Consider the following 14,553-nt stretch of genomic DNA (forward strand, 5'->3'; position numbering starts at 1 on the left):
GTCTCCGTGAGACGTTAGGCGCGCAACCGTTCGTTCTCAGGATCCCAGAGCGGCTGGTCCTGCTCTACCACGGCGCGGCACTTCTGCCCGTAGATTTCGACCTCAAGCTCGGTACCAGGATTGGCAAGCTCAGCCTTGATCATGCCCAGCGCGATAGATTTTCCGACGCGGTAGCCCCAGGCGCCCGAGGTGGTCTCGCCCACGATCTCGCCGTTCTGCCAGATGCAGGACATGTACGGCGCGTCGCAATCACCCGCATCCACGGTCATGGTGACAAAGGCCTTTTTCACACCCTGCTGCTTTTCGTTCAGGATCGCAGCCTTACCGGGGAAGTCCTGCGGCTTGTCCAGCTTGACGAACCGCTCCAGCCCGCCTTCGAGCAGCGAGTAGTCGGTCGACAGGTCGCCTTTCCACGCGCGGTAGCCCTTTTCGATGCGCAGCGAGTTCAGGGCGTACATCCCAAACGGTTTGGCACCTGCATCGATAATCGCATCGTAGATCGCAGGCATGTGTTCGTTCAGGGCATGCACCTCCCAGCCCAGTTCACCGGCGAAAGACACGCGGATCAGGTAAGCAGGCTGACCCGCGACAGTTGCGGATTGATGAGTCAGCCACCCCGACGTCAGATCGGCATCCGTCATAGTGGACAGGATCTCACGCGATTTCGGACCGGTGACGATCAGTGTGTCACGGGTGGTGGTGACATCTTCAATTGATACCCCGGCAGGCATTGTGTTCATAAGGATGTCCCGGTCATGCCACTGTGCGGTTGCGGCCGTGATCATCATGAACTCATCTTCGCCCAGACGGATACAGGACATTTCGGTCAGAATGCGCCCGCGGTCGTCCGAAACATAGATGAGGTTCATCCGGCCGACCTTTGGCAACCCACCGGTCGCGAGCCCGCGCAGCGCCTCGGCGGCACCCTCTCCCTTGACCATGAAACGTGAGAAGCCCGGTAGATCCAGAACGCCGCAATGGTCTCGCACCGCTTCGCATTCTTCTTGGATCCGCTGCTCCCACGGGCCGGAACGACCCCAGGTGTGGGTCGCCTCGAGCGAGGTATCATCGCCCGGCTTTGCGAACCAGTTGGCCCGTTCCCACCCGTTATAGACGCCCATCACGCCGCCCTGCGCTTTGACCTTTTCATGGACAGGCGACAGTTTCTTGTCGCGCGCGGCGGGCCATTCGTGATGAGGGAAGTGCATGGCATATTCGTTGCCGTAGACCTCCATACCCTTTTGGTTGCAGTAATCCTGATCGGTGTAATCGGTGTAACGGCGCGGATCGACGGACCACATGTCCCATTCGGTGGCGCCATCCACAATCCACTCGGCCAGCACCTTGCCCGCGCCACCGCCCTGCGCGATGCCGAAGGTAAAGGTGTGGGCCTCGAACGCATTCTTGACGCCCGGCATCGGGCCGATCAGTGGCAGCCCGTCTGGCGCGTAGGGTATCGGGCCGTTGATAACGCGGCCAACGCCCGAGGTCGCCATCAGCGGCACACGCTCCATTGCGTCGGTGACAATGTCCTCGATGCGGTCGAGATCATCGTTCCAAAGCTGGAAACTGAAATCCTCGGGCATCGGGTCATCTTCGGTCATCCAATGGCCCTTGCAGTTGGGCTCGTAGGGGCCAAGGTTGAAACCGTTCTTCTCCTGCCGCAGGTAGTACGAGATATCCACGTCACGCAGCAGCGGAAGCTTCTTGCCGCCATTCGCTTTGGACCATTCTTCAACTTCCGGCACTTCGTCGGTCAACAGATACTGGTGGCTCATGACCATGGCCGGAACCGTGCGGCCACCGAATGGTTTGAACCACTCGCCCAAGCGCTGCGCGTAATACCCGGCGGCGTTCACAACATAGTCGCAATCGATATCGCCCTTGTCCGTCCGGACAGTCCAGGTGCCGTCATCATGCTGAGTCACACCGGTCGCCGGGCAGAAGCGGATGATCTTCTGGCCCATGTCACGGGCACCCTTGGCCAGCGCCTGTGTCAGTTGGGCCGGGTCGATGTCGCCGTCGCTGGGGTCGAACAGCACACCTTCGAGATCATGGGTTTCGAGGAACGGGTACTGCTCCTTGGCCTGCTCGGGCGTCCACATCTCCATCTCGATACCCTGATAGCGGCCCATGGCGCAGGCGCGTTCGAACTCCTGCATCCGCTCCTTGCTGTGGGCCAGACGGATCGAGCCGGTCTGATGGTAGTTCATCGGATAATCGACCTCTTCACCCAGCCGGGCATACAGCTCGGTCGAATAGCGCTGCATGTTCATGATCGCCCAAGAGGTCGAGAAGGTCGGAACATTGCCCGCCGCGTGCCACGTCGAGCCGGCCGTCAGTTCGTTCTTTTCCAGCAGAACACAATCGGTCCAGCCTTTCTTGGCCAGATGATACAGGGACGAGGCCCCCACCACACCGCCACCAATGATAACCACGCGGGCTTTTGTCGGAAAATCACTCATGTGTCTTGATCCCTGTTACTGTGCCCGTTGGGGCAGATCGTCCGTGATGTCGTAATAATCGCCCTTGTCAGCTACAAAGATGTGCTTCGAGAGCATGAGGCCCGTGGACGCATCGAAAGCGCCCATGGAAATTGAAATCGTGTCCTCTTCGTTATGTTGCCAGAAGAGAAATGATCCGCATTTGCTGCAGAAACCACGCCGTGCGGTTTCTGACGCCTGAAACCAGCCCAGCGTGTCACGGGCCGAGAAACTCAGGTTGTCCTGATGTGTCCAGGTCGACGCCCAGACATGGCCCGATTGCTTGCGACATTGACCACAATGGCAGGCCGAGGGCGGCGACAAATCCCCGTCGATTGTAAACGCAACCGCGCCGCACAGGCAGGAACCGGAATGCATGTGATTACCCCCTTGCTGTCGGCGTGGAACTGGATCCCAGTAACACGCCGTAAATGATGAAACAGGTCGCCATCACGCGGCGGACCCAGACGTTGAACGCGGCCCCCAGCGCCGCCTTGCCCATCAACGCGCCCAGCACCGTGAACCCGGTGTAGCTGAGTGTAGTGATGACGAGCGCGGTGGGCATGATGACTCCCATCTGCTGCCAGACCGGCACATCCGGCTGCACGAATTGCGAAAAGGCGGCCAGATATCCAGCCACGCTTTTGGGATTGATCGTCGCGACGGCAAGCGCATGCAGATAGACATGCCGCGCGGGCCGTTCGGATGCAGGAGCCGGTTTCGTCGCGTTCATCCAGCCGCGAACGCCAACCCAGATCAGGAACCCCGCCCCCACCAGTTTGGCGATAAAGAACCCGGTCGGAGACGCCGCAATCAGCGCGGTGATGCCCAGCGCGGACAGGATCAGAAACGCACCGGCCTGCGTCAGAATCGCCAGCACCCCCAGCATTGCCTTGGGCAGGGGCAGGCTCATCCCGTTGGAAATACAGTTGACCGCATTCGGCCCCGGTGTGGTGACAAAGATCACCCAGAACAGCGCGAATATGGTCCAGGCCTCAAAACTCATCAGTACACCGGCGGGGCGATGACCCAGATGGCCACGGCGGGATCATCATAGGGGTTGGACCATTGATAGGTTTCGTGCTTGATCCGAAAGCTGTCACCGGGCCCAACGGAAAAATGACGCGATCCGATCATCAGATCCAGACGTCCAGAGACCAGATATCCCACTTCCTGCGTCGGTCGATCAGCCGGGGTCTGCATCCGGGAATGGGGTTCAAACGTCGAATGGACGACCTCGAAATCATCCGTCAGATCCGGGGACAACAGTTCTTCGATCAACCCTTCCTCGCCTGAACCCATGGGCCGGCGCGACCCGGCGCGGACGACATACCCCTGCTCTTCCACAGGTGCAGCGGAATGGGCAAACAGCATCGACATCGGCACGCCCAGGCATTCGGCAATCAGGCGCAAATCAGAGATCGAGGGTTCCGACAGGTCGCGCTCAACCTGACTGAGCCAGCCGACCGAGCGGTCCAGCCTGGCCGCAATCTCGGTCAGGGTCAGCCCTCGCGCCTTGCGCAAGGCACGAATATCCGCACCGAGTGTCGCACTTTGAGGGGCTTGGCTGTTCACTGGCCGCTCCGAAATATGGTGAAATTTTTTCCCTAATTTTCATCCTGACGCGAATCGGTGAAAAAACCAAGCAGTTTTTCATTTGCACACAAGTGACGGCTTGGGTAAGTCCCACGCATGTGGATTGCAGTCGCCTACCTATGGGCAATCAATGGGCTAACCTTGCTGGTTTTCGGGTGGGACAAGCTGCGAGCGCGGCACCGAAAACGCCGCGTGCCTGAACGCAGGCTGATATGGCTTGCCGCTTTGGGGGGCAGCCCGGGTGCCCTGTTGGGACGATGGATTTTTCGCCACAAAAGCCGAAAGCGCGGCTTCACTGCAAGGGTTTTGGTTCTGTTCGGCGTGCAGGCAATCGCGTGTTACCTGCTGATATCTGCCAAGGCTTTGCAAGCACTTTGAAACGCAGCACGATTGATCGCAATCAAATCCGATCAACAGAATGGAAAGCGCGGCGCCAAGGGCCACCAAGGGGCGACACGTCTCTTGAGTTTGCGTTCCTGCCAAAAACTTTAGCTGCGGGCAAAGACCTGCGTCAGGATTGCATCCAGATTCCGGGCATCGTCTTCATCAAACGCATCAGGCTGATCGCTGTCGATGTCGAACACCGCAATGACATCTCCCGCTGCATTGCGTACAGGCAACACAAGCTCGGACCTCGTGGATGTTGCGCAGGCGATGTGATCTGGAAAGGCGTCGACATCTGCCACCAACTGAATTTTGCCCGTACGCGCCGCCGCGCCACACACGCCCCGTTCGAACGGGATCACCAGGCAGCCGTGCCCACCCTGATAGGGACCAATCTTCAAAAGGCCCGGCTCGGTGACCCTGTAGAACCCGGTCCAGTCGAAGCGGGTGTCCGCATGATGCACTTCACAGGCCACGGTGGCCATGAGGGCGACGAGGTCGGTTTCCCCGTCGGTCAGGGCCGAGATGGTTTTGGCAAGCGTATCGTAATCGGGGCTCATGAAAACACGTTTGGCGAGTGGCTCCTGCGAAGCTCAGACCCTTGGTGTCGCCAAGGGCCAAAGCTGCTTCGGGGTATTTGAAAAAGAACGAACCGTCAAACGCGTTCGATTGCGATGGCCGTGCCCTCGCCGCCTCCGATACAAATGGCCGCCACACCGCGTTTGAGATTTCGTTTCTCCAGCGCGTTCAACAGGGTCACCATGATCCGTGCACCGGACGCACCAATCGGGTGCCCAAGGGCACAGGCCCCGCCGTTCACGTTCACTTTGTCACGCGGCAAACCCATCTCATGCATGAAGGCCATCGGAACGACAGCAAAAGCTTCGTTGACCTCCCACAAATCGACATCGTCCTTGCTCCACCCGATTTGAGCGAGCAGTTTTTGAGCCGCTGGCACCGGTGCCGTCGTGAAAAGACCGGGGGCCTGTGCATGGCTCGCATGCCCCAGGATGCGGGCCCGGACGGTCAGGCCCTGCGCCTCGGCCGCATCTGCAGACGCAAGCACAAGCGCTGCGGCGCCGTCTGATATGGAGGACGAATTGGCCGCCGTCACAGTTCCGTCCTTGCGAAACGCGGGTTTCAGTGTAGGGATTTTTTCGGGCCGGGCGGATTTTGGCTGCTCATCCGTTTCCTGTGTGATCTCGCCTTTGCGGGTTCGCACGGTGACGGGTGTGATTTCGCCTTCAAATGCTCCATTGTCCTGAGCCGCCAGCGCGTTGGAGAGCGATTGCAGCGCATATTCATCCTGCGCCTCGCGCGTGAACTGATACGCCTCGGCACAGTCTTCGGCAAACGTACCCATCAGGCGGCCCTTGTCATAAGCGTCTTCAAGCCCGTCCAGAAACATGTGATCGACCACCTGCCCATGACCAATACGGGCACCTCCGCGCATCTTGGGCAACAGGTATGGCGCGTTTGTCATGCTCTCCATCCCGCCGGCAACCATTGCATCGGCTTGCCCCAAAGCGATCCGGTCAAAGGCCATCATGGCTGCTTTCATCCCCGACCCGCACATCTTGTTGAGCGTTGTGGCGGGTACAGAGTCATCCAATCCCGCCGCAAATCCCGATTGACGCGCCGGCGCCTGACCCTGACCCGCAGGCAGGACACAGCCCATCAGGACTTCGTCAACTGTCTGCGCGCCGGCCTGTGTCAACGCCGCCCGGATCGCATGCCCACCAAGGTCGGCAGCAGCCACGCCATCGAACATACCCTGAAATCCACCCATAGGCGTGCGAGCGGCCCCAGCAATCACGACGTCTTTCATCCGGGTTATCCTCCTGTTTGCCGCCTTCTGAATACCGAATGGTAAGAATTGCCGTCTAGCGTATTTCTACGACGTATCATCAAATTTGGAGGACGGTCGAACATGTCGCTCACAAGCACAACGACCGGCACGACTCAGGTCATCACGGTCCATGCCAACCGGATCGACGCCGCCATGGCCATCCAGTTCAAGGAAGACATGCGTGCTGAAACCGAAGGCGACGCGAACCGCGTCGTCCTTGACCTGTCCAGTGTGGAGTTCATCGATTCCAGCGGGCTGGGCGCGATTGTCGCGTCGATGAAGCAACTGGGCCAGGACCGAAAGCTGGACCTCGCCGGGCTGCAGCCGGTGGTCGAAAAAGTCTTTCGGCTGACCCGCATGGACACGGTTTTCAGGCTGTTCGCCAGCCTTGACGACGCTTTGTCAGTCGCTGTGGACTGACCCCTCAGCAGGAGTGGACCAGCGTGCAGCCTATTTCTGACGAACCCTGCCTGGAGCTGAGCTTCCCCGCGACTGAGACCGAAGCCAGTGTCGGGATCGCCGAGCTCAGCAGCGGCCTGGCGAATCGGGGACTTCCCCCGCACAAGGCGGATGACGTGAAGATTGCCCTGGCCGAGGCAATCAATAACGTTGTGGAACACGCTTACGCCGGAGTTGCGCCCGCCAAAGTCCGCGTCACCTGCCGTCTGGATCGGAACAGACTGGACATCCTGATTTCAGACACAGGCAATCCCTTGCCGGGACTTCACCCACCTGACGGGACACCTGCACCGCTCGGCACGTCCACTCAGGAACTGCCCGAAGGAGGGTTTGGCTGGTTTCTGATCCACCAGCTGACCAACGACATCAGATACGAATACAGCCAGGGATGTAACCGGCTGTCGCTGCGGTTTGATTTTGCAAACCAGGATTGATTGGGCCTGAATGGCCACAATAAGGCCTTTTTCGAACCATTGTAGCGCCTCAAACGGGCGGCATAACATATCCCGTAGCTCAGATAGCTTCCCTCGGCGCCATGTGTCACAGCCCCCACCCAGTGAACGGCGCCGAGGAACTTCTCCCTTGAAATGACTGGACAATCCTGGATGGCGTAATACCTTCGCCCCGTTAAACGGGAGGGTTTGCGGAATGCGGGATTTGCAACAACCGGGTCGGTCCGAAGTGCTGGCGACAGAGGGGATGTGTGCCACGTCGCACCCACTGGCGGCAAAGGTTGCAGTCGACATTCTGACACAGGGCGGCAACGCGATGGATGCCGCGATAGCTGGCGCAGTTGTTCTTGGCATTTGCGAACCGCAGATGACCGGTCTGGGTGGGGATTGCTTTGTCCTCTACAACCGGGCCGGTGAAAACACCATACGAGGGCTGAATGGTTCGGGCCGTGCCCCGGCGGCTGCTCGGGCCGAAGACTTGCGGGCCAAAGGGTTGTTGGATGTGCCTTTGACCACACCAGACGCGGTCACTGTTCCGGGTGCCGTCGACGCGTTTTGCCATCTCGCAGAGACCGAAGGACGCCTGGGTCTGGACGTGATCCTGCAACCCGCAATTCAATATGCCGATCGTGGGGTCCCCGTTGCCGAGCGAGTCGCGTTTGATTGGCGGAGCGGAGCAGCCACGCTGCAGGGCGCAGCGCGTGAACATTACCTGATCGACGGACAGATCCCGAAAATCGGCCAGATCTTTCGGGCGCCCGGCCAAGCCGAAGTTCTGCGCCAGATCGCCCGAAATGGGCGCGACGCCTTCTATTCCGGCGACATTGCGCAGGACATGATCACCACACTCTCATCGCTGGGCGGCGTTCACACCGCCGGAGATTTTGAGGCTGTGAAATACACGGCGTCAGAACCCATAAGTGGAGACTACAACGGCACCGAGCTTGTGGAACATCCGCCCAATGGGCAGGGCGCCACCGCAATTCTGCTGCTCAACATTCTCAAGCATTTCGATCTGGCGAAGATGCACCCGTTCGGAGCCGAACGGGTGCATATCGAGGCTGAGGCCACGAAGTTGGCCTATGATGCCCGCAACCGCTTTATCGCCGACCCGGATCACACGGCCCGGGCCGAGCGTTTCCGCGACCCTGAAACCGCCGCAAGGCTTGCTGCGTTGATCGACCCCAAACGTGCAATGCCGGCAGCCGCACCTCTGGCCGAAACCGTTCACAAGGACACCGTGTATATCGCCGTTGTGGATCGCGACCGCATGGCCGTTTCGCTGATCTATTCGATCTTCCATAGCTTCGGGTCGGGGATCGCGTCCGAGAAATACGGTATTCTGCTGCAAAATCGCGGGGCGGGGTTCACTCTTAATCCCGGCCATCCCAATGAACTGAACGGCGGCAAACGCCCGATGCACACAATCATTCCCGGAATGCTAAGGCAGAACGGCCTTGTCGAGATGCCCTTTGGTGTGATGGGGGGTGCATATCAGCCCACTGGACACGCGCGCTTTTTGTCCAACCTCACGGACTATGGGCTTGGGCTACAGGCCAGCATAGATGCGCCACGTGCGTTTGCGGACGGATTGGTTCTGAAACTGGAACAGGGGTATTCTGCGGGGATTGCGAAACAGTTGTCTGAAATGGGTCATAGTATCCATATTTCAGAAACACCGATCGGGGGCGCTCAAGCCATCCGAATCCGCAGTGACGGTGTTTTGCAAGGGGCCAGTGACCCTCGCAAAGACGGATGTGCGCTGGGGTACTGAGATACGCCGGCTGTCGCCGAGTTTCGGCTCAATCAGTTCAGATGAAAGTGCAGCGGGTAGGCCCCATCCTCGAACGGACCAAACATGTTGGGAATGTCGGGATGTTCAACCGGTTCACCGGATTGGTCGGCAATCAGATTTTGTTCTGAAACATAAGCCACATAGAAGGACTGATCATTTTCGGCCAGCAAGTGATAAAACGGCTGATCCTTGATCGGGCGGCTGTCCTCAGGGATTGCCTCGTACCATTCTTCGGTGTTGGAGAACTCGGGGTCCACGTCAAAAATCACCCCTCGGAAGGGATGTTTTTTGTGGCGAACCACCTGACCCAGGCGGTACTTAGCTTGTGTCTTCAGCATTTCTTCTGCCCCCACCGCACTTACTACCGTGTTCCGGGCCGGAATGCCAATCATTGATCTGAAATTTAGGGAAACAGTCTGTGAACCTCTTACTGACAGTGTTCGAAATTGTCGCGCCGGTCTTCCTGCTGGGCGGTGTGGGATTTGCGTGGGTCCGGCTTGGGTTCGAGTACCGTCTACAGTTTGTAACTCGTTTTGCCATGACCCTTGCGGTGCCCAGCCTGATCTTTGTGGCGCTCATGCAAACCGACATTCCCGGCGGCGATCTTTCGCGCTTTACCATCGCGGCGATCCTGGCAAATCTGGTCCTCGCAACGGTGTTCTGGCTGATCGTCCACGTGCTGAATCTGGAACAACGCACCTACCTGTCGCCGCTGATTTTCGGAAATACAGGTAACTTGGGATTGCCTCTGTGCATCTTTGCCTTCGGCCAGGTCGGGCTTGGCTATGCTGTGATCTTCTTTTCCATTTCCGCCCTGTTTTCATTCACTTACGGTATCTACCTTGTGGCGGGTCAAGGGTCGTTCGGAAAGGTGCTGCGCGAACCGATGGTTTGGGCCACGCTTCTGGGCGCGTTGTTTTTGTGGCGCGGATGGGAAACGCCGCTGTTTCTGACAAACACGCTGGGCTTGCTCGGTCAAATGGCCGTGCCGATGATGCTGATTACCCTGGGTGTCGCCATTGCCAGATTGGCCCCGCAGAGGCTGGGTCAGGCCGTCTGGCTTGCGGTCCTGAAACTGGGTGTTTGCTTTGCCCTCGGCTGGACGGTGGCCCTGTCCTTTGGTCTTGAGACGGTGGCCTTTGGTGTTCTGGTGCTACAGATGTGCACACCCGTCGCGGTCACGTCCTATTTGCTGGCCGAGCGGTTTGATGCCGATTCCGACGCGGTGGCCGGGATGGTCATGGTTTCCACACTGTTGTCGGTGGGTGCCTTGCCGGCTGTGCTGGCTATGGTTTTGTAACGAAAGTGATTTCCTCTGCCTGCAATCTGCGCTAGAATGCAGAAAAAAGGCATGAGGCACATGAGCAGAATTCTTTTCGTACTCCTTGGGGTGCTGCTTTTGGCATCCTGTGGGGGTGGGTCCCAGCGCCCGCCCAGCAAACTCAATGACGCGTGCAGCATTGCGCGCGAACGTCCCGACTTTATCAAAGCGTTCAAAAGCACCGAACGGAAATGGGGCGTCCCGGTTCACGTACAGATGGCGACGATCTATCAGGAAAGCCGCTATCGTCATGACGCGCGCACGCCGCACAGGTATGTTCTGGGCGTCATCCCGATGGGTCGGCAAAGCAGTGCCTATGGATTCAGTCAGGCACTGGACGGAACATGGGACGAATACCAGAAAGAGACCGGCAAACGCCGGGCCAAACGGGACCGCATCCGTGACGCGTCAGACTTCATCGGCTGGTACATGAACAAGACCTACGAGCGGAACGGCATTCACCCCACCGACACACGTAACCAGTATCTCGCCTATCACGAGGGTCACACAGGCTTTGCGCGTGGCAGTTACAACAGCAAATCCTGGCTGGTGAACGTGGCCAGTGACGTGGATTCCCGGGCACAGATGTATCAGGCGCAACTGGCCAACTGCAGATACTAACTCATCCGGCAGCGGGTCAGCGATTGTCTGACCCGCTTCTGGTTCTGCTGGAAAACAGGTCCTGATCGACGGGACCGCCCTCGATCAACTGTCCCAGCAGGACGGTTGTCTGGGTGCCGGCATTGTCATGGATCACCCATTTCCGCAGTTCGACGGGATCACCGGTGAACATCAATTCGATGCGACCGGAGTCGGGGTTTTTTGGATCTTGCGCGGTAACGACCGTAGCGGTTCCGTCAAAGTCGTGACCCACAACCATATTCGCCTGACTCAGGTTCACATTGCGCGCCAGAACCAGCGAGAGGGGTGTGCGGTTCAACGGGTACTGCTCGGGCGGTTGATTTGATTTCGGATCAAAAATTTGCACGCTGCCGGAACGCGCCACAACGACCGCACTATTGGGCGGATCGTATTCGAATCGCATCTTTCCGGGACGTTGCAGCCACAGCTTCCCTGTACTGAGCGATCCGTCGTCATTGACCTGAGTAAACGTGGTCTGAACTGTATTCAAACCGTTCAGGTAGTTGGAAATCTGTGACAACGGCAGTTTGTCTGCCGCCCAGGCAGCAGGCGCCGCCAGTGTCAACGCAAGGGCAAAGGCAATCTGTTTCATGCCTCACAGATATGCGCTCAGCCCGTGTTATTAAATATCCTATTGCTCGGGGACGAGGATTTCCCGTTTTCCGACATGGTTTGCCGCCGAAACAACGCCTTCTTCTTCCATTTGCTCAACAAGCCGCGCAGCCTTGTTGTAGCCAATGGCGAGTTTTCGCTGAATGTATGAGGTGGAGCATTTGCGATCCTTGATCACAATTGCGACCGCCTGATCGTAGAGCGCATCTTCTCCGTTGGTGTTGCCACCCACACCGAGACCCAGAACAGCATCAATGTTGTCCGCTTTGTCTTCGGCTGGGCCATCCAGAACGCTCCCCACATAATCCGGCGGGCCGAACTGTTTCAGGTGGTTGACGATTTCTTCGACCTCTTCGTCCGAAACAAATGGACCGTGGCAGCGGGTGATTTTCGCTCCACCGGCCATGTAGAGCATGTCGCCCTGTCCCAACAGCTGCTCGGCGCCCATCTCACCCAGAATGGTGCGGCTGTCGACTTTCGAGGTCACCTGGAACGAAATCCGCGTTGGGAAGTTCGCCTTGATCGTGCCGGTGATCACGTCGACCGACGGGCGTTGCGTGGCCATGATCAGATGAATACCCGAGGCACGCGCCATCTGCGCCAACCGCTGAATGCAGGCCTCGATCTCTTTGCCGGCGACCATCATCAGGTCGGCCATCTCGTCAACGATGACGACGATGTAGGGCATCGCTTCGGGCGCAAACTCCTCGGTCTCAAACATCGGCTCGCCGGTTTCGTCGTCAAATCCGGTCTGTACCGTGCGGCTGAACAGTTCACCCTTGGACAGCGCATCCTTCACGCGACCATTGTACCCCGCGATGTTGCGGACGCCCATTTTGGACATCTTGCGATAGCGGTCCTCCATCTCGCCAACGACCCATTTCAGGGCCACGACGGCCTTTTTCGGATCGGTGACGACCGGCGAAAGCAGATGAGGGATGCCGTCATAAACCGACAGTTCCAGCATCTTGGGATCGATCATGATCAGGCGGCACTCATCCGGTGTAAGCTTATAGAGCAACGACAGGATCATCGTGTTGATCGCCACCGACTTACCGGACCCTGTGGTCCCGGCGATCAGAAGGTGAGGCATCTTGGCCAGGTTCGCAACGACGGACTCGCCGCCGATATCCTTGCCCAGCGCCAAAGGCAGCGCTTGGTTGCCGTCACCGAAATCCCGGCTGGCAAGGATTTCGCGCAGCACAACCATTTCGCGGTTTTCATTCGGCAGTTCGATACCAATCACTGAGCGTCCGGGCAGGGTCGAGACGCGCGCGGACAAGGCCGACATCGATCGTGCAATGTCATCCGCCAGACCGATCACCCGGCTGGCTTTGAGACCCGGCGCGGGTTCCAGTTCGTACATGGTGACCACCGGGCCGGGGCGGACGCTGACAATCTCTCCTTTGACGCCATAGTCATCCAGAACATTTTCCAGCATCCGTGCGTTTTCTTCCAATGCCTCATCGCTCAGGTGATGGCGCTGGATTTTGGACGGGTTGGACAACAGCCCAAGCGGCGGCAGTTCAAAATCGGCGTGTCTTTCTTCAAAGGACAGTGTCGGTTGCGCCTCGGCCTGCGCGCGCCGCGACGGGGGCGGCGCACGTCTGACAGGCTGCGCCACAACCGGTTTGCGCGGTTCGGCCACCGGAATTTTCATCGCTGCTCGCGATTGGGGACCATCTTCAAGCACAGGCTCGTCATCAAAGTCCGACTGAGGCAGGTAATCCAGCGCCGGATCAAATCCCTCGTCTGTTTGCGGCGCAAATTCATCCGCTACGGGGCCCTGCCAATCCGGCAGACCGGGCGCCGTCATGGGCGGTTCAGGCGGCAAGCCGGTCGAGGTAACTGGTGGTTCGGGCGGCAGTTCGTCTGACCGGGGTGCGTTCAGGATTAGCGGGTCCGGACCGCGCCCGCGCCCCTTGGTCAATGGCAGGTTCGGGTCCGGCTCGGGCACCGCTTCACCCGTCGCCACCTTGCGGCTGCGCACGGCGGCCGAAATCTTGGACCGAATGCGGTCTTCGCCCGGCATCTCATCATACCCGGTGACAGGTTCCGGATCGATAAGTTCTGGTTCCGGCATCGGATCAGGGCGCCGGATCAAGGCGGGCATACGGGCCAGCAGCCCTGTTTTGACCGCAGGTTCTGGGGCGTGCAATGCAGGCTCGTCAAAGATCGGATCGGTAAACGCGACCTCATCCTCGAAGCCAGCCTCGGCCGCCTCTGCCCGCGCCGCCCTGCGCTCATCCCAATGCGCGCGCCGGTCACGGGCCGCCTTGGCCGTCGCCGTTGCACCCCGGCCCATCAATTTCATCATTGTGTCGTAGGACAGAACGAGACCCAGAAAGAAGGCACGTGCCCCTCGCTTGACGTCTGCCCTGGTGAATCCCAGAACGAAGATACCCAGGGCCAGCATTCCCGCCGCCATGGCGAGAGACATCAGCTTGACCATGAAATGCGACGAGATCGGCAGCAACGTCAGCAAAGCGCCCATGACGGTGTCGCCAAACAATCCACCCAGCCCATAGCTGTGCGTGGCACGCCATTCCGCGCCGGGCACAAGGGTTGCAGCATAGACAGCCAGCACAGCAATCCAGATTGGGGCGAAAATCAATCGGGCGATAGCGCGTTCTTCACCAAAATGACCGGCAAAACGCACACCCCATGTGGCCAGCACCAGGGCAAAACCCAGGCTTCCCCAACCCACGATCATGAACAGAGGCGCGGCGATCGAGGCCCCCGCGCGCCCCATCCAGTTCTGCACGGGCGCATCCGTCGAGACCATCCAATTGGGATCATCCGGCGTGTAAGACCAGATCATCGCAGCCGACGCAAAACCCAGCAGGATCAGAGCGATCCCGATCAGTTCCTTGCTGCGCCGTTCGATGGCGGCCTGCGTCGTGCTGTCCAGCAATGGATCGCGGTTGCGCGCGTTATATGATGCCATTTTACCCTCGTAC

The 14,553-nt window shown here is 58.9% G+C and carries 15 protein-coding genes; 6 read left to right on the plus strand and 9 right to left on the minus strand.

Translation table 11 applies throughout. The annotated features are described in order from the left end of the window. Nucleotides 1-14: 14 nt before the first annotated feature. Genes ACR3E0_RS19055 through ACR3E0_RS19070 form a run of 4 tightly spaced genes read right to left on the minus strand, consistent with a single transcriptional unit; the run spans nucleotide 15 to nucleotide 4,058 of the window. Entirely contained in the window at nucleotides 15-2,465 is a 2,451-nt protein-coding gene (locus tag ACR3E0_RS19055; protein WP_480480519.1) for a GcvT family protein, read from the minus strand. A gap of 15 nt (nucleotides 2,466-2,480) precedes the next feature. Next, on the minus strand, nucleotides 2,481-2,861 hold the full coding sequence (locus ACR3E0_RS19060; protein WP_480480521.1) for a GFA family protein: 381 nt from the start codon (nucleotides 2,859-2,861) through the stop codon (nucleotides 2,481-2,483). 4 nt (nucleotides 2,862-2,865) lie between these two features. After that, nucleotides 2,866-3,489, minus strand: a complete 624-nt coding sequence (locus tag ACR3E0_RS19065; RefSeq protein ID WP_480480523.1) for a LysE family translocator — start codon at nucleotides 3,487-3,489, stop codon at nucleotides 2,866-2,868. Continuing rightward, on the minus strand, nucleotides 3,489-4,058 hold the full coding sequence (locus ACR3E0_RS19070; protein WP_480480525.1) for a helix-turn-helix domain-containing protein: 570 nt from the start codon (nucleotides 4,056-4,058) through the stop codon (nucleotides 3,489-3,491). Before ACR3E0_RS19070 ends, ACR3E0_RS19065 begins: the two co-directional genes overlap by 1 nt. A 117-nt stretch (nucleotides 4,059-4,175) precedes the next feature. Between ACR3E0_RS19070 and ACR3E0_RS19075 the strand changes: the two genes are divergently transcribed. Continuing rightward, complete coding sequence (locus ACR3E0_RS19075) at nucleotides 4,176-4,457, plus strand: DUF1294 domain-containing protein (RefSeq protein WP_480480527.1); 282 nt, start codon at nucleotides 4,176-4,178, stop codon at nucleotides 4,455-4,457. Nucleotides 4,458-4,567: 110 nt separating this feature from the next. On the opposite strand, the gene ACR3E0_RS19080 is transcribed toward ACR3E0_RS19075, so the two are convergent. Together ACR3E0_RS19080 and ACR3E0_RS19085 are read right to left on the minus strand one after the other, a co-directional pair. Then, the gene (locus tag ACR3E0_RS19080) at nucleotides 4,568-5,023 is read right to left on the minus strand and encodes a GAF domain-containing protein (protein WP_480480529.1); all 456 of its coding nucleotides are present in this window, start codon (nucleotides 5,021-5,023) and stop codon (nucleotides 4,568-4,570) included. A gap of 95 nt (nucleotides 5,024-5,118) precedes the next feature. Next, nucleotides 5,119-6,291, minus strand: a complete 1,173-nt coding sequence (locus ACR3E0_RS19085) for a thiolase family protein (RefSeq protein ID WP_480480531.1) — start codon at nucleotides 6,289-6,291, stop codon at nucleotides 5,119-5,121. Between the two features lie 102 nt (nucleotides 6,292-6,393). On the opposite strand from ACR3E0_RS19085, the gene ACR3E0_RS19090 reads away from it, so the two are divergent. The 3 genes from ACR3E0_RS19090 to ggt all read left to right on the plus strand — a co-directional run bounded on the left by ACR3E0_RS19090 (nucleotide 6,394) and on the right by ggt (nucleotide 8,997). Beyond that, entirely contained in the window at nucleotides 6,394-6,732 is a 339-nt protein-coding gene (locus tag ACR3E0_RS19090) for an STAS domain-containing protein (protein WP_480480533.1), read from the plus strand. Nucleotides 6,733-6,755: 23 nt separating this feature from the next. After that, on the plus strand, nucleotides 6,756-7,205 hold the full coding sequence (locus ACR3E0_RS19095; protein ID WP_480480535.1) for an ATP-binding protein: 450 nt from the start codon (nucleotides 6,756-6,758) through the stop codon (nucleotides 7,203-7,205). 214 nt (nucleotides 7,206-7,419) lie between these two features. Beyond that, nucleotides 7,420-8,997 carry a gamma-glutamyltransferase gene (gene ggt / locus ACR3E0_RS19100; RefSeq protein ID WP_480480537.1) on the plus strand — a complete coding sequence of 526 codons (1,578 nt, stop codon included), beginning with the start codon at nucleotides 7,420-7,422 and terminating at the stop codon, nucleotides 8,995-8,997. A gap of 32 nt (nucleotides 8,998-9,029) precedes the next feature. On the opposite strand, the gene hspQ is transcribed toward ggt, so the two are convergent. Next, nucleotides 9,030-9,356, minus strand: a complete 327-nt coding sequence (gene hspQ, locus ACR3E0_RS19105; RefSeq protein ID WP_480480539.1) for a heat shock protein HspQ — start codon at nucleotides 9,354-9,356, stop codon at nucleotides 9,030-9,032. A gap of 80 nt (nucleotides 9,357-9,436) precedes the next feature. Between hspQ and ACR3E0_RS19110 the strand changes: the two genes are divergently transcribed. Together ACR3E0_RS19110 and ACR3E0_RS19115 are read left to right on the plus strand one after the other, a co-directional pair. After that, nucleotides 9,437-10,318 (plus strand): AEC family transporter, encoded by an 882-nt coding sequence (locus tag ACR3E0_RS19110; protein ID WP_480480541.1) that lies wholly within the window; start codon nucleotides 9,437-9,439, stop codon nucleotides 10,316-10,318. Nucleotides 10,319-10,378: 60 nt separating this feature from the next. Further along, nucleotides 10,379-10,960, plus strand: a complete 582-nt coding sequence (locus tag ACR3E0_RS19115; protein WP_480480543.1) for a transglycosylase SLT domain-containing protein — start codon at nucleotides 10,379-10,381, stop codon at nucleotides 10,958-10,960. 16 nt (nucleotides 10,961-10,976) lie between these two features. Here ACR3E0_RS19115 and ACR3E0_RS19120 read toward each other — a convergent pair whose 3' ends face one another. After that, entirely contained in the window at nucleotides 10,977-11,573 is a 597-nt protein-coding gene (locus ACR3E0_RS19120; protein ID WP_480480545.1) for a LolA family protein, read from the minus strand. A gap of 39 nt (nucleotides 11,574-11,612) precedes the next feature. Continuing rightward, nucleotides 11,613-14,540 carry a DNA translocase FtsK gene (locus ACR3E0_RS19125; protein ID WP_480480547.1) on the minus strand — a complete coding sequence of 976 codons (2,928 nt, stop codon included), beginning with the start codon at nucleotides 14,538-14,540 and terminating at the stop codon, nucleotides 11,613-11,615. Nucleotides 14,541-14,553: the final 13 nt, after the last annotated feature.

It is taken from the genome of Ruegeria sp. AJ12, assembly GCF_056536245.1.